At 42.8% G+C, this 24,346-nt stretch carries 23 protein-coding genes, 1 tRNA gene and 1 pseudogene; 12 read left to right on the top strand and 13 right to left on the bottom strand.

Features of this window, described 5'->3' with window-relative positions; translation table 11 throughout:
* The first annotated feature begins 67 nt into the window (after positions 1–67).
* Positions 68–1,315: a serine/threonine transporter SstT gene (gene sstT, locus ACGF49_RS10395; protein ID WP_262978283.1), complete on the top strand. Its 1,248-nt coding sequence runs from the start codon at positions 68–70 to the stop codon at positions 1,313–1,315.
* A gap of 125 nt (positions 1,316–1,440) precedes the next feature.
* Here sstT and ACGF49_RS10400 read toward each other — a convergent pair whose 3' ends face one another.
* Positions 1,441–3,462 (bottom strand): FAD-dependent oxidoreductase, encoded by a 2,022-nt coding sequence (locus ACGF49_RS10400; protein WP_113043965.1) that lies wholly within the window; start codon positions 3,460–3,462, stop codon positions 1,441–1,443.
* A gap of 82 nt (positions 3,463–3,544) precedes the next feature.
* Here ACGF49_RS10400 and ACGF49_RS10405 point away from each other — a divergent pair, with 82 nt between their 5' ends.
* Entirely contained in the window at positions 3,545–3,700 is a 156-nt protein-coding gene (locus ACGF49_RS10405; protein WP_162120488.1) for a hypothetical protein, read from the top strand.
* 300 nt (positions 3,701–4,000) lie between these two features.
* Positions 4,001–4,600: a GNAT family N-acetyltransferase gene (locus ACGF49_RS10410; RefSeq protein WP_113044377.1), complete on the top strand. Its 600-nt coding sequence runs from the start codon at positions 4,001–4,003 to the stop codon at positions 4,598–4,600.
* 53 nt (positions 4,601–4,653) lie between these two features.
* On the opposite strand, the gene ACGF49_RS10415 is transcribed toward ACGF49_RS10410, so the two are convergent.
* The gene (locus tag ACGF49_RS10415) at positions 4,654–5,589 is read right to left on the bottom strand and encodes a VirK/YbjX family protein (RefSeq protein WP_113044378.1); all 936 of its coding nucleotides are present in this window, start codon (positions 5,587–5,589) and stop codon (positions 4,654–4,656) included.
* Between the two features lie 701 nt (positions 5,590–6,290).
* Here ACGF49_RS10415 and idi point away from each other — a divergent pair.
* The 3 genes and pseudogenes from idi (at position 6,291) to ACGF49_RS10430 (ending at position 7,373) form a co-directional block, all read left to right on the top strand.
* Positions 6,291–6,824: an isopentenyl-diphosphate Delta-isomerase gene (idi, locus tag ACGF49_RS10420; RefSeq protein ID WP_113044379.1), complete on the top strand. Its 534-nt coding sequence runs from the start codon at positions 6,291–6,293 to the stop codon at positions 6,822–6,824.
* A 101-nt stretch (positions 6,825–6,925) separates the two neighbouring features.
* A pseudogene (locus ACGF49_RS10425) lies at positions 6,926–7,159 on the top strand (zinc ribbon domain-containing protein); the annotation flags it as partial.
* A gap of 52 nt (positions 7,160–7,211) precedes the next feature.
* On the top strand, positions 7,212–7,373 hold the full coding sequence (locus ACGF49_RS10430; RefSeq protein WP_262978355.1) for a hypothetical protein: 162 nt from the start codon (positions 7,212–7,214) through the stop codon (positions 7,371–7,373).
* A 304-nt stretch (positions 7,374–7,677) separates the two neighbouring features.
* Here ACGF49_RS10430 and ACGF49_RS10435 read toward each other — a convergent pair whose 3' ends face one another.
* Positions 7,678–7,842: a hypothetical protein gene (locus tag ACGF49_RS10435; RefSeq protein ID WP_158536636.1), complete on the bottom strand. Its 165-nt coding sequence runs from the start codon at positions 7,840–7,842 to the stop codon at positions 7,678–7,680.
* On the opposite strand from ACGF49_RS10435, the gene dinQ reads away from it, so the two are divergent.
* On the top strand, positions 7,835–7,906 hold the full coding sequence (gene dinQ, locus ACGF49_RS10440; protein ID WP_387490891.1) for a damage-inducible type I toxin DinQ: 72 nt from the start codon (positions 7,835–7,837) through the stop codon (positions 7,904–7,906). The genes ACGF49_RS10435 and dinQ overlap by 8 nt on opposite strands.
* A gap of 469 nt (positions 7,907–8,375) precedes the next feature.
* Here dinQ and ACGF49_RS10445 read toward each other — a convergent pair whose 3' ends face one another.
* The 7 genes from ACGF49_RS10445 to rpsU all read right to left on the bottom strand — a co-directional run bounded on the left by ACGF49_RS10445 (position 8,376) and on the right by rpsU (position 14,756).
* Complete coding sequence (locus tag ACGF49_RS10445) at positions 8,376–8,486, bottom strand: helix-turn-helix domain-containing protein (protein ID WP_262978356.1); 111 nt, start codon at positions 8,484–8,486, stop codon at positions 8,376–8,378.
* 332 nt (positions 8,487–8,818) lie between these two features.
* Positions 8,819–9,115: a NadS family protein gene (nadS, locus tag ACGF49_RS10450; protein WP_113044380.1), complete on the bottom strand. Its 297-nt coding sequence runs from the start codon at positions 9,113–9,115 to the stop codon at positions 8,819–8,821.
* A 47-nt stretch (positions 9,116–9,162) separates the two neighbouring features.
* Entirely contained in the window at positions 9,163–9,486 is a 324-nt protein-coding gene (locus ACGF49_RS10455; RefSeq protein WP_113044381.1) for a type II toxin-antitoxin system RelE/ParE family toxin, read from the bottom strand.
* A gap of 646 nt (positions 9,487–10,132) precedes the next feature.
* Positions 10,133–10,209, bottom strand: a tRNA-Ile gene (locus ACGF49_RS10460).
* Between the two features lie 450 nt (positions 10,210–10,659).
* The gene (rpoD, locus tag ACGF49_RS10465; protein ID WP_113042419.1) at positions 10,660–12,504 is read right to left on the bottom strand and encodes an RNA polymerase sigma factor RpoD; all 1,845 of its coding nucleotides are present in this window, start codon (positions 12,502–12,504) and stop codon (positions 10,660–10,662) included.
* 170 nt (positions 12,505–12,674) lie between these two features.
* The gene (gene dnaG, locus ACGF49_RS10470) at positions 12,675–14,420 is read right to left on the bottom strand and encodes a DNA primase (RefSeq protein WP_112895530.1); all 1,746 of its coding nucleotides are present in this window, start codon (positions 14,418–14,420) and stop codon (positions 12,675–12,677) included.
* A gap of 120 nt (positions 14,421–14,540) precedes the next feature.
* On the bottom strand, positions 14,541–14,756 hold the full coding sequence (gene rpsU / locus ACGF49_RS10475) for a 30S ribosomal protein S21 (protein ID WP_001144069.1): 216 nt from the start codon (positions 14,754–14,756) through the stop codon (positions 14,541–14,543).
* Positions 14,757–15,050: 294 nt separating this feature from the next.
* Here rpsU and tsaD point away from each other — a divergent pair, with 294 nt between their 5' ends.
* Entirely contained in the window at positions 15,051–16,064 is a 1,014-nt protein-coding gene (gene tsaD, locus ACGF49_RS10480) for a tRNA (adenosine(37)-N6)-threonylcarbamoyltransferase complex transferase subunit TsaD (protein WP_271866665.1), read from the top strand.
* 70 nt (positions 16,065–16,134) lie between these two features.
* Here the strand turns inward: tsaD and plsY are convergent, their stop codons facing one another.
* Positions 16,135–16,791 (bottom strand): glycerol-3-phosphate 1-O-acyltransferase PlsY, encoded by a 657-nt coding sequence (plsY, locus tag ACGF49_RS10485; protein ID WP_113042415.1) that lies wholly within the window; start codon positions 16,789–16,791, stop codon positions 16,135–16,137.
* Positions 16,792–16,897: 106 nt separating this feature from the next.
* On the opposite strand from plsY, the gene folB reads away from it, so the two are divergent.
* Entirely contained in the window at positions 16,898–17,248 is a 351-nt protein-coding gene (gene folB, locus ACGF49_RS10490; protein WP_113042414.1) for a bifunctional dihydroneopterin aldolase/7,8-dihydroneopterin epimerase, read from the top strand.
* Positions 17,249–17,424: 176 nt separating this feature from the next.
* Positions 17,425–18,243, top strand: coding sequence for an undecaprenyl-diphosphate phosphatase (gene bacA, locus ACGF49_RS10495; protein ID WP_113042477.1), 819 nt, complete (start codon positions 17,425–17,427; stop codon positions 18,241–18,243).
* A 65-nt stretch (positions 18,244–18,308) separates the two neighbouring features.
* On the opposite strand, the gene ACGF49_RS10500 is transcribed toward bacA, so the two are convergent.
* Together ACGF49_RS10500 and ACGF49_RS10505 are read right to left on the bottom strand one after the other, a co-directional pair.
* Positions 18,309–19,559: a multifunctional CCA addition/repair protein gene (locus tag ACGF49_RS10500; RefSeq protein ID WP_228900564.1), complete on the bottom strand. Its 1,251-nt coding sequence runs from the start codon at positions 19,557–19,559 to the stop codon at positions 18,309–18,311.
* Between the two features lie 15 nt (positions 19,560–19,574).
* Positions 19,575–20,195: a TIGR04211 family SH3 domain-containing protein gene (locus ACGF49_RS10505; protein WP_387490844.1), complete on the bottom strand. Its 621-nt coding sequence runs from the start codon at positions 20,193–20,195 to the stop codon at positions 19,575–19,577.
* Between the two features lie 261 nt (positions 20,196–20,456).
* Between ACGF49_RS10505 and ACGF49_RS10510 the strand changes: the two genes are divergently transcribed.
* Together ACGF49_RS10510 and glnE are read left to right on the top strand one after the other, a co-directional pair.
* Positions 20,457–21,395, top strand: coding sequence for an inorganic triphosphatase (locus tag ACGF49_RS10510; protein WP_113042475.1), 939 nt, complete (start codon positions 20,457–20,459; stop codon positions 21,393–21,395).
* A 33-nt stretch (positions 21,396–21,428) separates the two neighbouring features.
* Positions 21,429–24,284 (top strand): bifunctional [glutamate--ammonia ligase]-adenylyl-L-tyrosine phosphorylase/[glutamate--ammonia-ligase] adenylyltransferase, encoded by a 2,856-nt coding sequence (gene glnE / locus ACGF49_RS10515; protein WP_228900565.1) that lies wholly within the window; start codon positions 21,429–21,431, stop codon positions 24,282–24,284.
* Positions 24,285–24,346 lie beyond the last annotated feature (62 nt).

Below are 24,346 nucleotides of genomic sequence, written 5' to 3' on the forward strand. Positions count from 1 at the left end.
CCCTATACTGAGGAAATAAACACAAAAAATATAGGCTTAACAGAACTGTTAATAAAATGGATCAGCTATGGAAAAACAAAAACGTGGCTTCGTGCATTACCTTGTACAAGGGAGCCTGGTTAAACAAATTTTGGTAGGTTTAATTGCAGGGATACTGTTAGCGTGGTTGACGCCTTCGGTTGCCAAATCAGTCAGTTTACTTGGGACGTTGTTTGTTGGCGCCTTGAAAGCAGTAGCCCCGGTATTGGTATGGGTTCTGGTTATGTCTTCTATTGCTAACCATAAAAAAGGCCAAAAAACCAATATTCGTCCAATCCTTATCCTCTATATCTTGGGTACATTTTTTGCTGCTCTGGTTGCCGTAGTCGGTAGCTTTATGTTCCCGTTACAACTGGTGCTAGCTGTCAATGATGCTCAGATGTCTCCGCCTGAAAACATTATGGAGGTGATTAAAGGGTTACTGGTTAATGTTGTCGCTAATCCAGTAAACGCGTTACTGAACGGTAACTATATCGGTATTCTTGCCTGGGCTATTAGTTTGGGTATCGCCCTGCGTCATGCGACGGATTCAACTAAGTCTCTAATTCATGACATGTCTGAGGCGGTTACTCAGGTTGTTCGGGTGGTCATTCGTCTTGCACCGATTGGTATTTTCGGTCTGGTGTCTGCAACCATTGCAGAAACGGGATTTGGTGCCTTACTGGGATATGTCCAATTGCTGGTTGTATTACTGGGTTGTATGTTGGTTATGGCATTCATTGTAAATCCATTGATTGTTTACTGGAAAATTCGTCGTAATCCTTATCCGCTGGTATTTGCTTGTCTGCGTGAAAGCGGTGTAACTGCATTTTTCACTCGCAGTTCGGCTGCAAATATTCCAGTGAATATGGCGATGTGCCGCCGTATGAATCTGCATGAAGATACTTATTCAGTTTCTATTCCATTAGGCGCAACTATCAATATGGAAGGCGCTGCGGTGACTATTACGGTATTGACTCTGGCTGCGGTCAATACGCTAGGTATATCGGTTGATTTGCCTACAGCATTTCTACTGAGTGTGGTTGCTGCAATTTGTGCCTGTGGTGCTTCGGGTGTGGCCGGGGGATCGTTATTGTTGATCCCCTTAGCGTGTAGCATGTTTGGGATTTCCAATGAGATGGCTATGCAGGTTGTGGCAGTCGGTTTGATTATTGGTGTATTACAGGATTCCGCGGAAACCAGCCTGAACTCTTCTACCGATGTATTGTTCACTGCCGCTGTTTGTCAGGCTGAGGATGACCGTCTGGCGTCGGATCAGCTAACTCAACGTAATTAATTGATTAAAGTATTCTGGTTTAAAAAAAGATTAGGTAAGAAAGAGTAAAATATCCGCGCCAGGAAGGCGCGGTTTGAGAATTTACTCTGTTTTTACGGCCTGTCTATGACCGTCATTATTTATCATCAAATTTTAAGGCCCAACCGAGTACCTTGATCGATAGCCCGTCGGGCATCCAATTCCGTTGCAACATCTGCCCCACCAATAAGATGCACTGTTTTTCCCGCTTGCTGTAACGGCTGATATAATTCTCTCAGTGGCTCTTGTCCGGCACAAATAACGATATTATCTACGGCAAGACAGCGCTGTTCCCCATTGCTGCTAATATGTAATCCTTGATCATCTATTTTCAAATATTGCATATTGTTGAGCATTTTCACACCACGCAGGTGTAGATTGGTTCTGTGTACCCAACCTGTTGTTTTACCTAATCCTTCACCAACTTTTGTCGGTTTACGTTGTAATAAATAAATTGTCCGGGGAGAAGATTCTGGCTTGGGGCCTTGAGGGGATAAACCACCACGATGTGTCAAATTATGGTCGATACCCCATTCTTCACTGAAAGCGGCGCTATCAAGGCTAGTACTTTTTCCTGGTTGACTCAGATATTCTGCGGTATCAAAACCGATGCCACCTGCGCCAATGATAGCGACACGTTGACCGACATTTTTCTTATCTCTTAATACATCTAAGTAGCTCAATACCTTTTCGTGATGGATACCATCGATCGTGAGTTGGCGAGGTACAATGCCGCTGGCGATAATCACTTCATCGAAATCAGAGAGTGTTTCTGTTGTGGCAGTCTGGTTCAACCGTACATCAACATGATGGATTGCTAACTGACGCTGAAAATAACGCAGTGTTTCATGAAATTCTTCTTTACCGGGGATCTGTTTAGCAATATTAAATTGTCCGCCAATCTGTCCGTCACGTTCAAACAGAGTGACATGATGACCACGACTGGCAGCGGTCACTGCGAATGACAATCCGGCAGGTCCGGCACCGACAACCGCCAGTTTTTTCGGTGTGATAGCCGGTTCGGCGGCCATTTCTGTTTCGTGGCAGGCTCGGGGATTAACTAAACAAGAGGCTATTTCACCGACAAAAATCTGATCCAGACATGCCTGATTACAGCCAATACAAGTGTTAATCTCATCGGCTCGTCCTTGCTGGGCTTTCATAACAAATTCAGCATCAGCCAGAAAAGGTCGTGCCATAGAAACCATATCGGCACAACCCTGTGCTAGCACTTGCTCTGCAATGTTGGGATCATTAATTCTGTTTGTTGTGATCAGTGGAATAGAAACTTTCCCCATCAGCTTTTGCGTTACCCAACTGAATCCGGCGCGGGGAACCATAGTAGCAATCGTTGGGATTCGAGCTTCATGCCAGCCGATACCGGTATTGATGATAGATGCTCCCGCTTGCTCAATAGCAACTGCGAGTTGCTCGATTTCCTGCCAATTAGAACCATCTTCGACTAAATCCAACATCGAAAGCCGGTAGATTAGAATAAATTCTCTCCCTGTTGCTTGACGGACTGCTTTAACAACTTCCACAGCAAAACGCATTCGATTTTCGAAACTTCCGCCCCATTTATCCTGGCGGCGATTGGTACGGGTAGTCAGAAACTGGTTAATCAGATAACCCTCAGAACCCATGATTTCTACGCCATCATAACCTGCTAGCTGTGCCAGTTGAGCACAATGAGCGAAGTCAGCAATGGTTTGCTGAATGTCTTCTTCTGTCATTTCACGAGGCATGAATGGATTAATTGGTGCTTGAATAGCGGTAGGGGCGACAAGGTGTGGTTGATAGCTATAACGGCCGGTATGTAGGATTTGCATTGCAATTTTTCCACCAGCCTGATGAACTGCGTCTGTAATAACTTTATGGTGGATAAGATCTTTTTCATCTACTAGGAATGCAGTGCCTTTCCCTATAACACCTTGTTTATTTGGCGAAATGCCGCCTGTGACAATCAATGCCACGCCTCCGGCTGCCCGTTCAGCGTAAAAGCGGGCAAGCCTCTGGGCGCGATCAGGATGTTCCTCTAGCCCAGTGTGCATTGATCCCATCAAAATGCGGTTTTTTAGTGTGGTAAACCCCAGGTCTAGAGGGGCGAACAGGTGAGGATAATGGCTCATTGCAATCTCCATCGGGTGTTTGTCAATCATAACCAGATTATTATTGTGTTTTAAACCACGGAACAAAACGCAAAGTGGTCGGATGAGTAATGGTTCAAATTTAGATGGAATAAGGTTAATTGGAAAAAAAATGTTAAATGAATGTGATGAAGGTCATGAAATCAGGTTCTATCATAGAGTTAGTGAAAATAATCTGAATGCAAAAGTTGTTGATGTACTCTTTGTTGATTGGTTCTAGAAAGGTTAAATAGATCACACTATGGGCCATAATCGATTTCAGTCGTTCACTTTCCCAGATAGTCCGTAGCATGGTTTTGTATTCTTACATAGAGAGAAAATAGACTAATTCAGTCAGGCGATTTATTTACCCAGTTTTAGTATTTTTTTCTGAATGATGTGAGAGTCATCTGAGATGTTAAAAGTGCGGGTTTTGCTTTAATAGGGAATTGATTTTCCATATATTAACTTAATTCCGGTTTTGACTCCGGAATAGAGTGAACTCTTCTATTCTGACTTAATTTATAACTCGGTGGTTATTATGAAAAAACAGATGATTGAATGGGTAACTTTGGCGGGAAAAGGGGTGACTTTAGAACCTCTGACACACCAACGGCATGATGAGTTTTTACAGGCAATTGAAGAGGGTGAACTGCATAAATTGTGGTACACCAGTGTCCCTTCGCCAGCTGAGCTAGGTAACGAGATTGAACGCCATTTATTGCTACATGAAAAAGGTACTATGCTGCCTTTTGCGATTGTTGATCATCGAACAGGTAAAGCGGTTGGAATGACCACGTATATGAATATTGATTCTAATGCCCGCCGGTTGGAAATTGGTTATACCTGGTATGCTCGTTCTGTTCAGCGGACACATATTAATACGGAAGCAAAATATCTCTTATTGAAATACGCTTTTGAAGAATTGGGATGTATCGCAGTGGAGTTTCGCACTCATTTTTTTAATCATCAGAGTCGGAAGGCGATAGAGCGACTGGGCGCAAAACTTGATGGGATTCTGCGTAGTCATGCTGTATCTAAAGATGGCAGTATCAGGGATACTTGTGTTTACAGCATTATCAGTGGTGAATGGCCTGCGGTTAAAATACATCTTGAATGGCTGATGGTTAAACCGAGATAAGAATCATCTCAAAAATTAGGCCGTCCTGTGAAAGGTTGCGGCCTGATTCTGATTTAATTTGAAGGCAGAGAATGCTGCATTCCATTATCCAGTTCATCTAGTAATTGATAGCGGCGGCGATATTCTGCCCGCTTCTTACTGGCTATATCTTCAAGCGGTTTTCTTTCAATGAATAAGGGGAGATGGAAATCCTTATTTTTTCCCTTTTCTCCACCTAATGATTCCCAGAAAGAGTCGTAATCAGCGACTAATTTGTCTTTCTTTTTATGCCAATAGCGTAGACTCTTATAGATGTGAGTATCATTGCTAGCTGCCAGAATTTGCTGGCATTCAAAGTGGGCTGCGAGACGGCAAATGGATTCAATCAGTAAGCGTTTTGGAAATAATCCATAACAATCTTTCGTTGCATCGCGGATAATTTCAAGGGTTGCATCGCCTTTGGAACCTTGTAGTCCACCGATGAACAGTGTTTTTTTACCAGCAATAGTGAGTAGTGTGAAAGCGCATCTTGCCAAGGTTTTATTATCTTCTGTTGTAATAAATAGAGTAAGCTCACCTTCTTTATTAAAGCAGTCCATAGAATCTAGACAAATAGTGTAAGTTCCACTCTTACCATTGATAACCGCTAATGGATATGCATTGGAACGAAATATTTTATTAACAATAGACTGATTTAACCCAGTAAATAATAGCTGGTAATGTTCATTTATTGCACGTAACGTCTGCCCTCTATTGAAGTTAATACTTAGATAAGGGCGATGTAATTTAGAAGGTAAACAAGGTTGTTTCTTCAAAATATCCAGATAGAACGGCGTATTAACTATCTGGTTTAATAGTTTTAGTGTCGATATTGGCATCAGAGCGCTACGTAAGGCAAATTTAGTGCGATTCTGGGCAGAATACCAATGAGGGCTAGGGCTAATTTTTTTTCCGACTAAATCTGTGAACAGCCGAATTCCTGAACTGGCAGGTTGATACATATATTTCATTTATTTCATTTCTTTATCTAGTTCTAAAAAATAACTGGAGGGAAGAAGACTTGTAAGCCGTGAGTATACTCCTTTGATATTAAACAAAACTTCAACAGATGTTTATTTATGTTTTTTTAAGATAAAAAATCAACAGCTGTTTAATGAATGTTTAGTTATTAAGGGGATTTTATCGTGTTTGTTTATTATTTGTTTAGTTTTCTGTGATGTTTTTTGTTGTAAAAGCACATCCAGAAAGATGAGAGAAACGGCTATAACTTGGTGTGATACCCGAGCTCATGATCTGTAACAAATTTAGCAGGTGAGTATCGACGATAAATGATTAATGTTGGATATATTATTTTTTGAATCCATTTAATTAAAACATTAATAATTATTCTATTAATTTGTTTTATTTTTACATTAATGTCAGAATGGATGAAATATTTTTATTTTGTGATTTATATTATATTTTTATGAAAAAATTTTCTTATTCTTGCAAAGTTAATTTGGTACTTGCAGAATATGGATTATATTTTTATTATTAATTAAAATTTATGATTTTATACCCAATGGATTTCAAGATGGATCGCGACGGCAAGGGAGCGAATCCCCGGGAGCATAGATAACTATGAGACCGGGGTGAGTGAGTGCAGCCAACAAAGAGGCAACTTGAAAGATGACGGGTATATATGATTCAATTCACAGAAAGGCCATTAATAATGGATGAGATGCTTGTTCTTGTTGATAAACATGACAATCCCATTGGTTCAGCGGGAAAAGCTGATATTCATCAGAAAGGTATGTTACATCGGGCCTTTTCTATCTTTGTTTTTGATAATAAAGGAAATTTACTCTTACAGAAGCGAGCGGCAACCAAATATCATTCAGCCGGACTTTGGACCAATAGCTGTTGTGGTCACCCTAGGGTTGGTGAAGCTCTGGAGGCCGCTGCACATCGGCGTCTTGGCGAAGAGATGGGTTTTGATTGTCCATTGAAAAAGGTTTCGTCATTTATTTATCACGCGATACTTCCTAATGATTTGATTGAATACGAGTATGATCATGTTTTTATTGGACGCTTTGATAAAGAACCGATAATTAACTTTGACGAAGTGTCCGATTATAAATGGGTTAATCCTCTGAAATTGAGGGAGCTAATTAATAATGCTCCTGATGTATATACGGTTTGGTTCAAAAAAATTATTAATGGACTTTCGTATCAAGATATTGAGGGGTGGCAAAGGCTGATTTGATAACAATGTAATTTATCGGTAGCCATAGCATTGGATTAATTAGATATGAATATCTCATTGAAATTTTCCAATACGCCGCAAATCCTGACAAATTAAGGGTGGCTATCGGGGATGCGGGCTGGAATAGCTTCCTCATGAAACTGGGATACAAAGCCGTAGCGGCGGGGGTCCATCTGGTCAAACTGGATCAGTGATTCGCCAGCTCGAAAACCTGTCATTGCTGCGGTCACAAAGTGCCGGAAATGCCGCTGCGTAAGCGGATCTGGCAATGCCCGGTTTGTCATGTCGAACATGACCGCGATATCAATGAGGCGATCAACATCCAGCGCAAGGGCACAGCAGCATTTACACACCTGTAGTTTGGGGGGAATCCAGCGAATCAGTGTCATGCAATTGATGTTAGACACGTTTGTAGTAAAGGAGTTGGCTGAACTGACAGCCAGTCATACACACCATAATACGGGTACATTGGAGAACGCCAGAGTCATAAGGAACACGGCCTATAAATCCGATGGATTGAAACAGAAATATTCGCCTGTGATTGGGTGAATATCATCCCATTTGTATGAGCTTTTTTACGCTATGACATAGGTTGATAACACCTTTTTTAAGGTGTAGACTGATTGTGTTAGCAGGAGAATGTCGCGCTGGAACCGAGGCTACCAATCTCGTATAGCACAAAGACAAACCGCTCTATCCAAGGGTAAAAATAAAAAACCAACCTCACCAGTTGGTTTTTTATTTTTATCTACTCATCATTTTAATTGATTGAATCATTTGAAAATAAACCTATAATCAACGGCTGTTAGTTTGGGGTAGCGTTCTGACCTGTGTATCTCTGACGCAAGTTTTTTTAAGTCCTGGCTGAGTACAGGTGGTGCTGATTCAGTGCCTCGGTCAGAGCGCGATATTCTCCTGCTAACACAGATGAGGGCCAGTCGGACAGGCAGCGTAAAGGCAATGGCTGGTTAAGTCGTGCTCCTAACTGGAGCAAACGGGTGAAAGCATTTATTGACATTGCTATCATCGTTCTCAAAGCGTTAATCGTGCTTTTAGAGCTGATCCGTGCATTTCTGAAATAGATAACGGAAACGTAGCTAAGGCCATCGGGGTAACCTCCCGGTGGCCTTTAACATTTACCGCCTTTGATCAAGCAAGCCACTCTTGTTTAAGTAGCTCAATATACTGATCTAAAAGCTTAAATTTGGTCATCCCGACTGGACTTGAACCCGTGTTCAAGCGGTTATTGCTCCGGTAGTATGGGAGGATAGCCAACAGATTAGTGTAGTTTACCGCGAGTCATACACATAATAACATTGGGACGCCTTTTTAAATGCGGTATCAATCAACGCTACGGGTTCGTGTTCTGATGATCTGAAATACAATTATCTCGCCCGCAACATGTGGGCTTTTTTATACTTTCATAGAGCTTGAATACAATTCTGATATTAAAAAATGGGCAATGAGTGTAATAAAAAACTGAAAATTTAGCGTGTTATATTAGTTTGACGGTTTAAAAATTGTCGTTACTTTTTCGGATATAGAAATAACTTATGTGATATCAGGATTGTTTGGTAAATCATTTCGGACGGTTCGTTTGATAGGCTGCTTATTTTCGTCAAAATACCGACTGGGCCATATCTCGGCAGGTGTGACACCAATTTCCTGAGCAAACTTCTTACCAGCTTACCAGCGTCCATGAACGCAAGGCTGCAAAACCTTGGTCACTGGATTTTGTCAATGACGAAATAAATGGGCTTATGGCGAAAACGGCACTACACCGCACCCGCCTGCACGCTTTGGATCAAAAGAGGATCACGAAGATAATTACAATGCAATGATATTAAAGGAAAAATTCTATTTTACGTGAAAAAGAAGATCACGAAAGGAAGCCGTGCTTTATCATAGAAATCAGATAGAGCGCGGCTTTACAGGATATACAGAACTGAAATTATTTTATCCTTTTGCATTACGACAAGGAGAAAGTGAAAGTATTAAAGTGTGCTTAATTCATTAATAAGCGCAGGATTACGTTCAAGCATCTTAAGTAGTTTCAGTGATGAACCAGAAGGAATGCGGCGGTGCTGTTCCCAGCTTTGAATTAGAGATGCAGAAACGCCAACAGCTTCGGCAAATTCACTTTGTTTTAAGCCAAAGGTTTCACGTAAGTTTTTTACATCAGGCAGGCGATGGTAATGGATATTTTCATCAGAAACAGAAAGTTCGCCTTTTTCAATTGCTACCATCTGATTCATGCTTTCAACCAGATCGTTAAAAAGTTTTTTGTCCATAGTCTCTCCTGTTGTATGAACATTGCCGCGTATCTGCGCGGTGTTAATTACTGTAATTTGTTACTGATGGCTTTAAGTACCTCTTTTTCTTTTGGAGTTAAGTCATCTTTTTTATCTTTAGGGTAAATCAAAAGGAGATAGAGCCTCCCAGTTTTGGTTATGGCATAGTAGATAATTCTTACTCCGCCACGTTTTCCTATCCTTTCTCGCTGCCAACGAATCTTTTTACATCCTCCAGTAGCGCTGATGGTATTACCCTGATCGTGATTCTTTAGTAAGTGCTCCTGTAATAGCCTAAATTCATCATCGGTTAACAGTTCTGCTCGTTCTCTACTAAATACGGGAGTTTCGATAAAAACCAGATATTCCATAAAAAACATCCTTGCCTATATATGGAAATATGATATTCGTACATGGTACGACAGTCAAGATCAAATCGTACTGGAGACTAGTACTACAGCCGTAGATACCAGAAAGTTGTATTTTCCTTGATGCTCACAACTCTGAGAAACCGCATGAATTAAGCTTTTCTATGGGTGTCTTTTCTGTTGAAAAAAGTAAGTACGGCTGTAGTACTAGTGAAGTTTTACCTTCGATTAGAAAGACCGGTAGCTATATAGGCAGGGAGAAGAGTATTTCACTAAGTCAGCTCATTATTTTCCCTTATTGTCAGAAACCAGCCAATGTTCTAAGTGCAGAAAAATTGCATAGACACAGAATTGAAGTCTTAGCAATTTGTGATTCTATTCGGTGTCCAAAACAAGCTTTTAAAGTTGATCTATGTTTCTCGCATTATCTTCAAGGAGAATCAGGGATAAGGGTAGAAAAGGTGATAATGTTAAAAGGTTGATAAATAGACTAACTCTTGCCCAGAAATTGAAGCTGGCTAGTGTGTTTTCATCCAGGCAATGGCTTTATGAAAAAATCTCTGTCGCCATTTTGTCGCCACTGACTACCAGAAACAAAAAAGCCACTCTTGTTTGAATGGCCTAATGTACTGATTTAACAGCTAAAATCTGGTGGCCCCTACTGGACTTGAACCAGTGACCAAGCGATTATGAGTCGCCTGCTCTGACCAACTGAGCTAAGGGGCCGTTGAATGGGAAGGATTATACGTACAGTTTTGCTCGCGGTCTAGCTTTGTAAATTCGTATGATCATTTTATGTGCAAAATTGCGTTTTTAGTAAGTAGTGAAAACGGGGAGTGATATATATTAGTTGTTTTTATGGTCTATTTAACGTTTTTATCCGTTACTGGATTAATTTCTCAGAAGCGATTTTGTACCATCTGGTCATATATTATTCCGATAAAAATATATTTTACACGTTATTATTTTAATGATAATCATATCCCTTTCATTCTTCCTTAATCACTAGATGGAAAACGACTTTTTTATCTATCGGCTAGAGAGAATGTTGATTAAGTTATATCAGAGGAATCTGTGATGATATTTCTGCTGTCAGAGGATTTAGAGTATTGCCGATATAAAAGACAAAAGCGTCTGCCGGAGCAGACGCTTTTTAGTCAGAATGAATAAAATTGATTATTCATCAAGGAAGCTACGTAGAACCTCAGAACGGCTTGGATGACGTAGTTTACGTAGTGCTTTCGCCTCGATCTGGCGAATACGTTCACGGGTAACGTCAAACTGTTTACCGACTTCTTCCAATGTATGGTCAGTATTCATATCAATACCGAAACGCATACGCAGTACTTTTGCTTCACGAGCGGTCAGACCAGCCAAGACATCGTGGGTTGCTGAGCGCAGGCTTTCTGAGGTTGCAGAATCCAGCGGCAGTTCCAGCGTTGTATCTTCAATGAAATCACCTAAATGTGAATCTTCATCATCACCAATTGGTGTTTCCATTGAAATAGGTTCTTTGGCAATTTTTAGTACCTTACGGATCTTGTCTTCCGGCATCAACATACGTTCTGCCAGCTCTTCCGGCGTTGGTTCACGCCCCATTTCCTGCAACATTTGGCGGGAAATACGATTGAGTTTGTTGATTGTCTCAATCATATGAACGGGTATACGAATGGTACGAGCTTGGTCGGCAATTGAGCGTGTAATTGCCTGACGGATCCACCATGTGGCGTAAGTTGAGAACTTGTAACCACGACGATATTCAAATTTATCAACCGCTTTCATCAAGCCAATGTTGCCTTCTTGGATCAGATCCAAGAATTGCAGGCCACGGTTGGTATATTTTTTGGCAATTGAAATAACCAAACGTAAGTTGGCTTCAACCATCTCTTTTTTCGCTCGGCGGGCTTTTGCTTCACCGATGGACATACGACGGTTGATGTCTTTCACCTGTTCAATGGTTAAACCGGTTTCTTCCTCAATTTGACGAAGTTTTTGCAAGCTACGCTGTACTTCTTCTTCCACCTCAAGGAGTTTTTCAGACCACGGTTTATTCATTGCTTTTGCAGCAGTAAACCAAATGTTGCTGGTTTCATTACCGGAGAACAAAGTGATGAAGTTCTTCTTCGGCATTTTGCACTGTTCAACACACATTCTCATGATCTGGCGTTCTTGAAGGCGAACGCGATCCATCATAGAACGCATGTTGTTGACCAGATAGTCAAACTGCTTTGGCACCAGACGGAACTGTTTGAAAACTTCTGAAAGTTTTAAGATTTCGGCCGCAGTATTTGGATGATTGCGGCCGTTTTCCTTAATTTCCTGACGGGTGATGTCATACTGTTGTCGCAGTTCTTGAAATTTCTGGCGCGCTAATTCTGGATCGATGCTGTTGTCATCATCACCATCGTCATCACTGTCTTCATTATCGTCGTCTTCATCATCATCGAGCTCTTCCTGTGGAAGTTCAGAACCAACGTGGGTGGCAGTAGGTGCAACTTCTTCTTCTGCGTTCGGGTCAACGAAACCAGTGATGAGATCTGACAGGCGAGCCTCACCTGCTTCCACACGGTCATATTGCTCCAGTAAGTAGGTGATTGCTTCAGGGTATTCAGCAACGGAACACTGTACCTGATTGATGCCATCTTCAATGCGTTTAGCAATGTCAATTTCACCTTCCCGGGTCAATAACTCAACGGTACCCATTTCACGCATGTACATACGTACCGGGTCGGTGGTGCGACCGATTTCAGATTCAACACTAGACAGTACTTGCGCAGCAGCTTCCACAGCGTCTTCATCTGTGTCGTTAGCGGTTTCTGCTAGCATCAGATCATCGGCATCAGGTGCTTCTTCCATTACCTGAATGCCCATGTCATTGATCATCTGGATGATATCTTCGATCTGATCGGAATCGACGATATCTTCCGGCAGATGGTCATTGACCTCAGCATAGGTCAGATAGCCTTGCTCCTTACCACGGGTGACAAGTAGCTTTAGCTGTGACTGCGGGTTTTGCTCCATAAGACGGTATCCACACTTCAGAGTATTTGGGTTGGTGTCGGTCGGCGAAACTAATCTGCCAACAATAACTTTTAAGGGCGTTTTCGTTATATTGCCGCTGCCCACTTATAGCGGCAAAATGTAGGGTTATTTCCCTACCTAATGCGGCATTTAAGCCGTGAATTCAGTGTTTACTTTCTGGCACGGGATTCATTAATCAAGCGAACTTCTTCGCGCTCTTCCGGTGTCAGGCCTTCAGTTCTTGCTCTGGCGATAAGAATGTCTAAACGTTCTTCTAACGCTGAGTCAACAAGATGATCCAGCGCGTCACGAAATGTATTTTCTGCTATTTCTTCTACTTGTATATCGTTCCATGTAGCTAATTTTTCAAGTTGTTTACTAAATTTATTATCACGATATTGCTCTAGCAGTTGTCCAGTTGTCAGCCCTGGCTGAGTAAGACAAACCTCCACAAGCTCCATGAATAATGGTAAGCCTGCAATTTTGGCCTGCATAATTCCCTGTAGGGGAGGAACTAAAGCGGCTAAGTGTGGGTTTTGTACCAACAGTCCTATAAGTATACGCATAGTTGTCGGTTTTAGCTGCGGCATCTGATAATTATTCCCACTTTCCAGGTGCTGCGGCAATAAACGTTCCAACTGCACTGCATCAGGGATACCCATCATATTGCCAAGTTCTTGTCTCATATAGAGACGCAGAACCTCCCCCGGAATCTGGTTGATCAATGGTACGGAAAGTGAACTGAGTTTTGTTTTCCCTTCAGGATTACTCAAATCAACTTGTGGCAGTAATGATTCGAACAGAAATTCAGACAATGTATGAGATTGTTCCATTCTTTGTTCAAATGCTTTCCGGCCTTCCTTACGGATTAGTGAATCAGGATCTTCACCATCAGGCAAAAACATAAAACGTAACTGCCTACCATCATTCAGATAAGGGAGCGCTGTTTCCAATGCCCGCCATGCTGCATCACGCCCGGCTCTGTCACCATCGTAACAACAGATGACGTTATCAGTAGCGCGGAAAAGTAATTGAATATGTTCCGATGTAGTCGAAGTACCTAGTGAGGCAACTGCATAATCGATACCAAACTGCGCCAGTGCTACCACATCCATATAACCTTCAACTACTAATAATCGTGAAAGGTCACTGTGATTTTGTTGTGCTTCATAGAGGCCATATAGCTGGCGGCCTTTATGGAAAATTTCAGTCTCTGGTGAGTTGAGATATTTTGGGAGCGCATCTCCCAGAACACGTCCACCAAATGCAATTACGCGCCCTCTACGGTCACGGATTGGAAACATTATTCGTTCGCGGAAGCGATCATAGGTACGGCCATTATCATTTGCGACCAGCATTCCAGCGTCATTTAACTGTCGACGATCTTCCGCGTTATGAGCAAACCGCTTCAAGGTGTTGTCCCAACCAGCGGGAGCGAAACCAATTGAGAAGCGGTGGATAATTTCTTCACTAAGCCCACGCTGAGCCAGATATTGCCGGGCTTGTTGTGCAGCAGGAGTGTTTAATACATTTTGATAGAAGCTGTTAAGCTTATCCATCAGTTGATAAAGGTTTTGTCTTTGGTGACGTTCTATCTGACTGCTACTGGAACCTGCTTCATAAGGGACTTCCAGACCATGCATAGCAGCTAATTCTTCGATGGATTCGACAAACTCAAGTCTATCGTAATTCATCAGAAAATCGATGGCGTTGCCGTGAGCTCCGCAACCAAAGCAATGATAAAACTGTTTATCGCCATTAACAGTAAACGAGGGTGTCTTTTCGTTATGAAATGGACAGCACGCGTGGTGATTTTTACCCTGTTTTTTAAGTGGCACACGAACATCGATCAGATCGATGATATCGGTACGAGCTAATAAATCATTGATAAATGCGCGCGGAATTCGTCCAGCCATAAGCCCTTTTACGCCTGTTGATGAACGACAATAAGCCGCGCCCCCTTTCGGAAAGCACGGCCTTTATCTGCAACTACTGTTGTCTGCAAATTCAATCACTATGCGGATCAACCGCAAGGATTAGTACAGACGAGTGCGGCGTGCGTTTTCACGAGCCAGCTTTTTAGCGTGACGTTTTACAGCAGAAGCTTTAGCGCGTTTACGCTCAGTCGTTGGTTTTTCATAGAATTCACGACGGCGAACTTCTGCTAATACACCTGCTTTTTCGCAGGAACGCTTAAAGCGACGCAATGCTACGTCGAATGGCTCGTTTTCACGTACTTTAATTACCGGCATGTGCCTCTCACCTCAATAGAAATCGGTCTTGCTGGCGTGGGATGCCAGCCATCTTAAAATGGTGCGGAATTTTACTTCAATGAACACGGCTTTGTAAAGCGCCACAGCAAATTGAAACAACAACACTACGACGGTGATCTGCAAATCAGTTCCGTAATATTGATGATAACCACACAGGGATTTTATGTAGAGGAGTGATTATAGACTAAGCAGAAAAAATAGTCAGCATGTAAGCCGCGCAAATTAGCTTATTAATGATAAACTGGTTCTCTTCTGTGGAATATAGGTAGTGTAATGCGAGTTTTAGGTATAGAAACGTCCTGCGATGAAACCGGAATCGCAATTTATGACGACAAAGCCGGTTTATTGGCAAATCAATTATACAGTCAGATTAAACTGCATGCCGATTACGGTGGTGTCGTGCCTGAATTGGCTTCACGTGACCATATCCGCAAAACAGTGCCCTTAATTCAAGCTGCTTTGAAAGAGGCAGGATTAACGTGTAAAGATATTGATGCGGTGGCTTATACAGCAGGTCCTGGTCTGGTCGGTGCGTTATTGGTGGGTGCGACGATTGGCCGTTCTCTGGCGTTTGCTTGGGATGTTCCTGCGATTCCTGTTCATCATATGGAAGGGCATTTACTAGCTCCAATGCTGGAAGATAACAGCCCTGAATTCCCGTTTGTGGCTTTGCTGGTGTCTGGTGGTCATACACAGCTTATTAGTGTGACGGGTATCGGTAAATATGAGCTACTTGGTGAATCAATAGATGATGCCGCTGGTGAAGCATTTGATAAAACAGCTAAGTTACTGGGATTGGATTATCCAGGAGGGCCGATACTCTCCAGAATGGCTCAGAAAGGAGAAGCTGGGCGTTTTGTATTTCCTCGCCCAATGACAGATCGTCCTGGGTTGGATTTCAGTTTTTCAGGATTAAAAACTTTTGCGTTTAATACTATTCATAGCAACAGCGATGATGAGCAAACTAGAGCGGATATTGCCCGCGCTTTTGAAGACGCGGTAGTTGATACATTAGCGATTAAATGTAAAAGAGCGCTTGAGCAGACCGGGTTCAAGCGACTAGTGATGGCTGGTGGTGTCAGCGCCAACAGAGCATTGCGTATTAAAATGGAAGAAGTCATGGCAAAATTGGGTGGCGAAGTATTTTATGCGCGTCCTGAATTCTGTACAGATAACGGCGCCATGATTGCGCTTGCCGGCATGGTCCGCCTAAAAGGAGAGGTGAATGACTCACTTGGCGTGACAGTCAAAGCCCGCTGGCCATTGTCGGAATTACCTCCATTATAAATCTTCTTGATATAATGAAAATAAAAGACCAGTAACTCAATGAGTTGCTGGTTTTTATCCAGTCTTGTTGTTAATCTTCTTTTCTTTGTTCTTTTTCTGTTCGGTTTTTTTCTTTTTCGGCCATCTCTTTTTTCTTTTTTAGCTTGTTCCAGAGACGATTTTCTTGGCCGCGCCACAGACGCTGGATATTATCATGGTGACGTAGTAACACCAGACAGCAGAGCATGGCTACGGGGAAAGTAAATTCGGGTTTAAACCACCAGACATAGAATGGTGCTATCAAGGCACTGACAATGGCCCCTAAAGAAGAATAGCCGCTCAATAATATGGTCAGTAGCCAAGTACCCATCATCAAACCTGTCAGATCCCAACCAATTGCCGCAATAGCACCAAAAGCAGTTGCGACACCCTTACCGCCTTTAAATTGGAAAAAGATCGGGTAAATATGGCCGAGACAAGCAGCGATTGCTGTAATTCCTAAATAGAAAGGGGGAACATAGAATTGATAAGCCAACCAGACGGGGATCATCCCTTTTAGAACATCACAAATTAGTACTATTGCCGCAGTACTGCGGCCACCAATTCGCAATACATTTGTCGCGCCTGGGTTGCCTGAGCCATGTTGACGAGGATCAGGTAGCCCAGCCAGACGACAAATAAGTATTGCGCTGGAAATTGAACCGCAAAGATACGCGAAGATGATCATGCCAAGCGCGATAGCACTCATAATGTCTCCCCAATAATAGTGGTCGTTTTCTTAGCCTAGTCATGGATAATACGCATATTTAGTCGGAAGTGGTATCCGACAAGTTGAAAAACAGGAAAATGAAGTGATGGATATCGTGTTTATTGAGGAGTTAGTTGTTGTTACCACAATTGGTGTTTACGATTGGGAACAGACCATTAAACAGAAGTTAGTGTTCGATATCGAAATGGGATGGGATAATAAACGCGCATCTTCCAGTGATAATGTCGAATATTGTCTGGATTATGCCAAAGTTAGCGAAGCGATTATCAGTCATGTAGAAAATCAGAATTTTGCTCTGGTTGAAAGAGTGGCTGAAGAGGTAGCGGATCTACTGTTAAAACGCTTTAATTCGCCGTGGGTACGGATAAAAGTGAGTAAACCGGGTGCTGTCGCACAGGCTTGTCAAGTGGGTGTTATTATTGAAAGAAAAAAATAATCTGATCAGTAGTGAATTCAGCTGCCATATTATTGTCATTGTTCTTACATAGACTGGCGTGCAGTAGTGCCAGGCTTGATAATCATGTTAATTGATTAATGACAATGGGAATAATGGTAGCTGGGGTTATTCCATGCTACTTGTTTCGGGTATTTATTAATGGGCGACCTCTCTATATGACTGACCTTTCTACCTTGTTTCATGCAGCGGTTCTTGGTGTTGTTGAAGGGCTAACTGAATTTCTTCCTGTTTCCTCTACCGGCCATATGATCATTGTTGGCCATCTGTTGGGATTTACTGGCGATAAAGCTGAAACATTTGAAGTTATTATCCAACTTGGATCTATCCTTGCTGTGGTAGTCGTGTTTTGGCGTCGCTTGTTTGGACTCATTGGCATCCACTTTGGTGAAGTTCCTCATGAAGGTAAAACCAATGGCAAACTGAAACTGAGCCATATTATTTTGGCAATGCTACCTGCGGTGACACTTGGGTTGGTGTTCCACGATGTCATCAAATCACTGTTTAACCCACAAAGCGTGATGTACGCCTTGGTTATTGGTGGTGGGTTGCTAATCACAGCAGAAATCTTGAAACCTAAAACACCAAAAGCAGAAGGGCTGGATGATATTACTTATCGTCAGGCTTTTATGATTGGCTGTTTTCAGTGTCTGGCTTTATGGCCGGGATTTTCCCGTTCAGGTGCGACAATTTCTGGTGGAATGCTGATGGGGGTTAATCGTTATACTGCATCAGAATTCTCGTTTATTTTGGCTGTACCGATGATGATGGGAGCAAGTGGATTAGATTTATATAAGAGCCTGCACTTTTTGAGTGCTTCTGATATCCCAATGTTTGTTGTTGGTTTTGTTACTGCATTTGTTGTCGCGTTAGTCGCCATTAAAACTTTTCTGGCATTGATTAAGCGTATATCTTTTATCCCATTTGCTATCTACCGCTTTATTGTGGCAGCCGCTGTGTACTGGGTATTTATGTAGTGAATGGTTCCCCCTGATATCAATTTAACTCAAATATTGCCTAGTGTTTGATATCAGGGGATGTTTCAGGTAACTGTATTGTCTTGAACTGTATTGTCTTGTTGCTTCCATTCCGCCAATGCGTGCTGACGCTGACGTCGTAACTCATGACCAATGTCAGCGCCACGTAATCCACTGTCTACAATATTTTTCACCTGAACTTGGCTGGCAACTTTGAATGCCTGTCGCAGATAATCACCTTGTGGATAGGGGGTATCTTCAAAACCGATACGACCCCGCGCATCGGCTTCACTGATGATAACTAATTGCTCTATTCGCTGAGGTTTACGCCATGCATCAACAGCATCAAACAACTTAAGTAATGTTTTCGGCCGCAATTGAGCGACGGTATGCACTAAATCATGATACTGAGCAGCTAGTTTTGCCAAATCACGAACAGAATTAGGAACACGCAGACGTTGGCATAATTGGTCAACTAACTTAACACCTGCTGGCCCATGTCCATAATGGTGAGGCCACTGTTCTGGTGGTGTCAGCCCTTTACCAAGATCATGGCATAGAGAAGCAAAACGACTATCGACTTCATTTGTTAATTCAGTCGCTACTTTCAGCACCATTAACGTATGAATACCGGTATCAATCTCAGGATGCCACTTCTCTGGTGCGGGAACACCAAACAAATTATCAATTTCAGGAAACAACACCTCCAATGCACCACAATCACGTAAAACCTGAAAAAAGACCTGAGGGGAAGGGCTAGCAAGGGCTTTCTCGGTCTCTTTCCAGACACGTTCTGGTGTGAGTACTGATAACTCGCCGTTGGTTGCCATATTTGACATTAATGCTTGTGTTTCGGGAGCGATGGTAAACCCTAAATGGGCGAAACGAGCGGCAAAACGAGCTACTCGTAATACCCTTAATGGATCTTCAGAGAAAGCATCAGAAACATGGCGTAGAATACGATTGTTCAAATCATCAACACCATGATAAGGATCGACCAGTTCACCAGCGGGTGTTTGAGCGATCGCATTAACTGTCAGATCACGACGCTGCAAATCGTCTTCCAGTGTGACATCCGGCGCTGCATAACAAGTAAAACCCGTATATCCCAGGCCGGATTTTCTCTCAGTGCGTGCTAAGGCATACTCTTCATGGGTTTGGGGATGCAGGAACACCGGAAAATCTTTGCCAACTTGCTGATATCCTAGGGATAACAGCGTTTCTGATGTTCCACCCACAACGACCCAATCCCGCTCTTTTACAGGAAAATTTAGCAATCGGTCACGTACTGCGCCGCCAACCAGATAGATTCTCACCTAACATGTTCCTTATCAACTCATCCAACGGTCATTACGCTTACGGCGAGGGATCATATGTGGCAGTAATAGCCCAAAGATTAAACCAGCGCCTGCAACACCACCGCCATACATAAACCATTGCAGAATGATATTACGTTGTTTGTCATCAACCTGTAGATTTGCAGCATCAAGCTTTTTTTCTGCTACCGTCAGTTTGTTTTTTAACCTCTCATTCTCTTTTTTCAGTTCTGCAACAATGCTACTACTATTGGCCGCCTTTAGTTGCATGTCGGCAGTGCGCTGATTCCAGCTATTGTCTATATTGGCTAACTTCTCCGTCAATGTTTTCACTTCCTGTTCCAATTCTGGGAGGCGGGTGCGTAAGCTTGGTTGATTACTGAGTTGGTTAACAGGTAGCCAGACAAGGCGGCCTTTATCATCTTTAACTTGAGCGTAATTACTATCCCGATTGATGCTTATCAATGTGACTTCATCACCGGCATTCAGTGTACCGGCAATACGATACTGGTTACCCGGCCCGGCGTGTGTGTAGGTAGATAACTCATCAGATACATAGCGCTTTCCTTCCGCGTGGGTAGTGAGCGAAAAGCTGAGGCTTATTAATGCCGTGAGAAGTAAATGTAGTTTTCGCATTGTGATTTCAACCGTTTTTTATCTATGGTGAGTTTAAAATTTGATAGTAAAGAGTTAAGTTTGCTAGAGCAATCAGTAAACCAAAATGACATTCTTCTAATTGGTTGAATACGGGGCTTGTTATCTGTTGAACGAAGCATTTCTTGTTAATGACTATCATAACTTGCAGAAAAGGGAAATTTTAATTTTTTTCTTACTCATCGTAGCAAAAAGCGAAATCAAGGTAAGATGAGAGCAAAGATTGTCATCAACGGTGTAGATATGAGTGTAGAAATTGAATTAAAACTTATCGCCAAACCACAAGTTATTCCTACAATTCGCCAGCAATTATTGTTATTTCCGCATTACTATTTTTCTCCCAAAAAGTTGACCAATATCTATTTTGAAACGTCGGATAATCAACTGCGTGGTCTTGATATGGGGTTGCGGATACGTGGTTTTGATGATCAATATGAGATGACGGTTAAAACAGCGGGTAAGGTGGTTGGCGGTTTGCATCAGCGACCGGAATATAATGTGCCGTTGGCAAAGCCGGAACTGGCATTGACTCTGTTTCCACCGCACATCTGGCCTGACAACTGTGATGTGGAAGCATTGCAATCCCGTTTGAATGCGTTATTCAGTACTGACTTTATGCGTGAAAAGTGGGTGGTGACTTATGGACAAAGTGAGATTGAAGTGGTGCTTGATCAGGGAGAAATTATTGCAGCCAATCGCAAGGAGCCAATCTGTGAATTTGAACTGGAGTTAAAGCAAGGAATCATAGCCGATGTATTAGCATTGGCGGTTGAGTTGGCAAAATCAAATGGCTTGCGGCAAGGAAATAGAAGCAAAGCGGCCCGTGGTTATCAATTAGCTCAGGGAAAACCAAAAGCAGTTTGGCCTTCAACTCAGGTGGAAATTGATATGCAGCAGTCATTGCCTTCGGTACTTACGTCAATATTAGCCCATTGGCAGGAGCAAGAGGAATGTTGGCTGGCCGGTTTATCAGACGGTCGAGATGGCTTAAAGCAAGTACTGACTTTGATTCAGCAGACGATCGAATATTCTAGTGAGCCGGAACAGTTAGATAACCAATTAGTTGCTATCAACCAGAAATTATTGGATACGGAAACAGACGCTGAAACGCTATGTTATAGCTCGCTCTATTTGCAATGTAAGTTGGCACTGACTATGTGGTTAATAAATCTATGTGGTTAATAAATCTCTCCGTTTAAATAACAGGAATTCTCTATGTTGCCACTTCCAACTCCGCTTCTGGCCCAGTTACAGCGTGTGACTGAACATTTTCATCAACTAACTTTGAACGTTGAGCCTGTTGCTGCTCATGAGCAGGCCATATTATCCCTGAGCGATTTTGTTGTTGAAAACCTGCAAACTCATCCTGAATGGTTAGCTGAGATCCGCCAACATCCACCTGAAGCGCAGGAGTGGCATCAATATGCTGAATGGCTGCAACAATTACTCGCATCAGTAGAGGATGAAAATGCCCTCATGCGGGTTTTACGCCAGTTCCGTAACAAGATTCTGGTCAGAATAGCCTGGTCGCAAGCGCTACATAGCATGACGACTCAGGAGACACTGCAACAGCTTAGTATGTTGGCTGAAACGTTGATTATTGCTGCCCGTGATTGGTTGTATCAGCGTTGTTGTCAGGATTGGGGAACGCCTTGTAATGAGCGAGGCGAACCACAACCGCTGTTGATTCTCGGTATGGGAAAACTGGGCGGTGGTGAGTTGAACTTCTCTTCTGATATTGATCTGATTTTTGTCTATCCTGAAAACGGTATTACCCAAGGTGGCCGGCGTGAAATGGATAACACCCAGTTTTTTACCCGCTTGGGGCAGCGTCTTATCAAAGTGCTCGATCAGCAAACTGTGGATGGTTTTGTGTATCGGGTAGATATGCGCTTGCGCCCGTTCGGTGATAGTGGCCCATTGGTGTTTAGTTTTGTTGCACTGGAAGATTACTATCAAGAGCAAGGGCGTGATTGGGAACGTTATGCGATGGTGAAAGCACGGATTATGGGTTCGGGCAACCAAGCGTATGGTGAAGAGCTACGCCGGATGTTGAGACCATTTATCTTTCGCCGTTACATTGATTTCAGTGTGATTCAATCCCTGAGAAATATGAAAGGCATGATTGAACGGGAAGTGCGTCGCCGTGGCTTGAAAGACAATATCAAACTGGGGGCTGGTGGTATTCGTGAAATTGAATTTATCGCCCAGGTGTTCCAACTGATTCGTGGTGGACGTGAACTGTGTTTGCAATCTCAGGCGTTGTTACCAACTTTGCAAATAATAGCGCAGTTGACACTTTTACAATCATTGCAGGTGAAACAACTTTCTGACGGTTACCTTTTTTTGCGGCGGTTAGAAAATCTTTTACAGTCAATTAATGATCAACAAACTCAAACTCTGCCAGAAGATGAGCTGAATCGTTCACGACTGACATGGGGCATGGGATTTGAAAGTTGGGACGCTCTGATAATTGAATTGAACAGCAAGATGGGTGCTGTTCGGGCTATTTTTACGCAATTGATTGGCGATGACAGTGATAATAGTGAAGAGGAACCTAGTCATGTACCATTTAAAAGTCTGTGGCTGGAAGAGCTCGAAAAAGAAGAGTTAATCATACTAGCTCCGCACTTGGATGAAGAGATTGCACAGCAGATATTGCATATTATTTCTGTGTTCCGCCATGATGTGGGCAAAAGAACCATTGGCCCTCGTGGGCGTGATGTGCTCGACCATCTGATGCCACGTTTATTGGCAAAAGTCTGTTTGCGGCAAGATGCCAATCAAGATGTCAATATAGTGCTAGATCGGGTTATCCCTCTGTTGTTAAGTATTGTCAGCCGTACAACTTACCTGGAACTGATACTTGAATCGGAAGCTGTACTGACACATGTTATCCGGCTGTGTGCTGCTTCACCGATGATTGCGACTCAGCTTGCCTGCCATCCATTGTTGCTGGATGAACTGCTTGATCCACAGTTTCTGTATGAGCCTTTGCCATTAAATGCCTATAAAGATGAATTGCGGCAATATTTGTTGCGGATACCAGAAGATGATGAAGAGCAACAACTAGAAGCTCTCCGCCAGTTTAAGCAGGCTCAATTACTGAGGATTGCGGCGGAGGATATCACTGGTGTATTGCCGGTGATGAAAGTCAGTGATCATCTCACTTATTTGGCAGAAGCGATTATTGAAGCAGTCGTTCAACAGGCGTGGGGACAAATGGCAAAACGTTATGGTGTTCCATCACATTTGAGTCAGCGGCAAGGTCTGGGATTTGCTGTGATTGGTTATGGCAAATTGGGTGGTTGGGAGTTGGGCTACAGTTCTGATCTTGATTTAGTTTTCCTGCTTGATTGCCCGGTGGATGTGATGACTGATGGCGATCGATCGATTGATGCTCGGCAATTTTATTTGCGTCTTGCTCAACGAATTATGCACTTGTTCAGTGCTCGAACCTCCTCTGGTGTGTTGTATGACGTGGATGTCCGCCTGCGTCCTTCAGGCGAATCAGGCATGTTAGTCAGTACCATCGGTGCGTTTGCTGATTATCAGCAGAATCAAGCGTGGACTTGGGAACATCAGGCGTTGGTACGTGCCCGTATGGTATTTGGTGATGAAAACTTGCATCGGGATTTTGAGCGGATACGCCATCAGACATTATGTACGCGACGAGAACCTGCTTTGTTACGTCAGCAAGTAAGGGAAATGCGGGAAAAGATGCATAAACATTTAGGCAGTCACCATTCAGATCAATTTGATATTAAAGCTGATCCAGGAGGGATCACCGATATCGAATTTATCGCTCAATATTTGGTGCTTCGTTATGCTACTGAAAATGCGCGTTTGGTGAGTTGGTCGGATAATGTACGGATTTTTCAATTAATGGCGGCTTATGAAATTATGGATGAAGATGAGGCTGCCGCATTAACGCAGGCTTACGTTTCTATGCGTGATGAATTACATCATCTGGCGTTACAGACGCTTTCCAGTCGGGTATCAACCCATTGTTTCCGTGAACAACAGGAACGGGTACGTCGTAGTTGGCAACAGTGGTTGGGTGAACAATAACGGGTTTTACTGGTTTGGTGTAGGGATTTTACGGTCGTATGATAATATTTGGCACCAATTTA

The sequence above is a fragment of the Photorhabdus sp. RM96S genome, assembly GCF_042879335.1.
Classification (GTDB): Bacteria; Pseudomonadota; Gammaproteobacteria; order Enterobacterales; family Enterobacteriaceae; genus Photorhabdus; species Photorhabdus kayaii.

Bases quoted from the DNA above. Each gene is read 5' to 3' on its own strand.
- ACGF49_RS10405 (WP_162120488.1), top strand. From the start codon at position 3,545: ATGAGTAATGGTTCAAATTTAGATGGAATAAGGTTAATTGGAAAAAAA.
- ACGF49_RS10510 (WP_113042475.1), top strand. From the start codon at position 20,457: ATGAGTGTAGAAATTGAATTAAAACTTATCGCCAAACCACAAGTTATT.
- ACGF49_RS10430 (WP_262978355.1), top strand. From the start codon at position 7,212: ATGCAATTGATGTTAGACACGTTTGTAGTAAAGGAGTTGGCTGAACTG.
- ACGF49_RS10505 (WP_387490844.1), bottom strand. From the start codon at position 20,195: ATGCGAAAACTACATTTACTTCTCACGGCATTAATAAGCCTCAGCTTT.
- ACGF49_RS10435 (WP_158536636.1), bottom strand. From the start codon at position 7,842: ATGTCAATAAATGCTTTCACCCGTTTGCTCCAGTTAGGAGCACGACTT.
- tsaD (WP_271866665.1), top strand. From the start codon at position 15,051: ATGCGAGTTTTAGGTATAGAAACGTCCTGCGATGAAACCGGAATCGCA.
- ACGF49_RS10415 (WP_113044378.1), bottom strand. From the start codon at position 5,589: ATGAAATATATGTATCAACCTGCCAGTTCAGGAATTCGGCTGTTCACA.
- rpsU (WP_001144069.1), bottom strand. From the start codon at position 14,756: ATGCCGGTAATTAAAGTACGTGAAAACGAGCCATTCGACGTAGCATTG.
- idi (WP_113044379.1), top strand. From the start codon at position 6,291: ATGGATGAGATGCTTGTTCTTGTTGATAAACATGACAATCCCATTGGT.
- sstT (WP_262978283.1), top strand. From the start codon at position 68: ATGGAAAAACAAAAACGTGGCTTCGTGCATTACCTTGTACAAGGGAGC.
- folB (WP_113042414.1), top strand. From the start codon at position 16,898: ATGGATATCGTGTTTATTGAGGAGTTAGTTGTTGTTACCACAATTGGT.
- nadS (WP_113044380.1), bottom strand. From the start codon at position 9,115: ATGGACAAAAAACTTTTTAACGATCTGGTTGAAAGCATGAATCAGATG.
- ACGF49_RS10400 (WP_113043965.1), bottom strand. From the start codon at position 3,462: ATGAGCCATTATCCTCACCTGTTCGCCCCTCTAGACCTGGGGTTTACC.
- bacA (WP_113042477.1), top strand. From the start codon at position 17,425: ATGACTGACCTTTCTACCTTGTTTCATGCAGCGGTTCTTGGTGTTGTT.
- rpoD (WP_113042419.1), bottom strand. From the start codon at position 12,504: ATGGAGCAAAACCCGCAGTCACAGCTAAAGCTACTTGTCACCCGTGGT.
- glnE (WP_228900565.1), top strand. From the start codon at position 21,429: ATGTTGCCACTTCCAACTCCGCTTCTGGCCCAGTTACAGCGTGTGACT.
- plsY (WP_113042415.1), bottom strand. From the start codon at position 16,791: ATGAGTGCTATCGCGCTTGGCATGATCATCTTCGCGTATCTTTGCGGT.
- ACGF49_RS10410 (WP_113044377.1), top strand. From the start codon at position 4,001: ATGAAAAAACAGATGATTGAATGGGTAACTTTGGCGGGAAAAGGGGTG.
- ACGF49_RS10455 (WP_113044381.1), bottom strand. From the start codon at position 9,486: ATGGAATATCTGGTTTTTATCGAAACTCCCGTATTTAGTAGAGAACGA.
- dnaG (WP_112895530.1), bottom strand. From the start codon at position 14,420: ATGGCTGGACGAATTCCGCGCGCATTTATCAATGATTTATTAGCTCGT.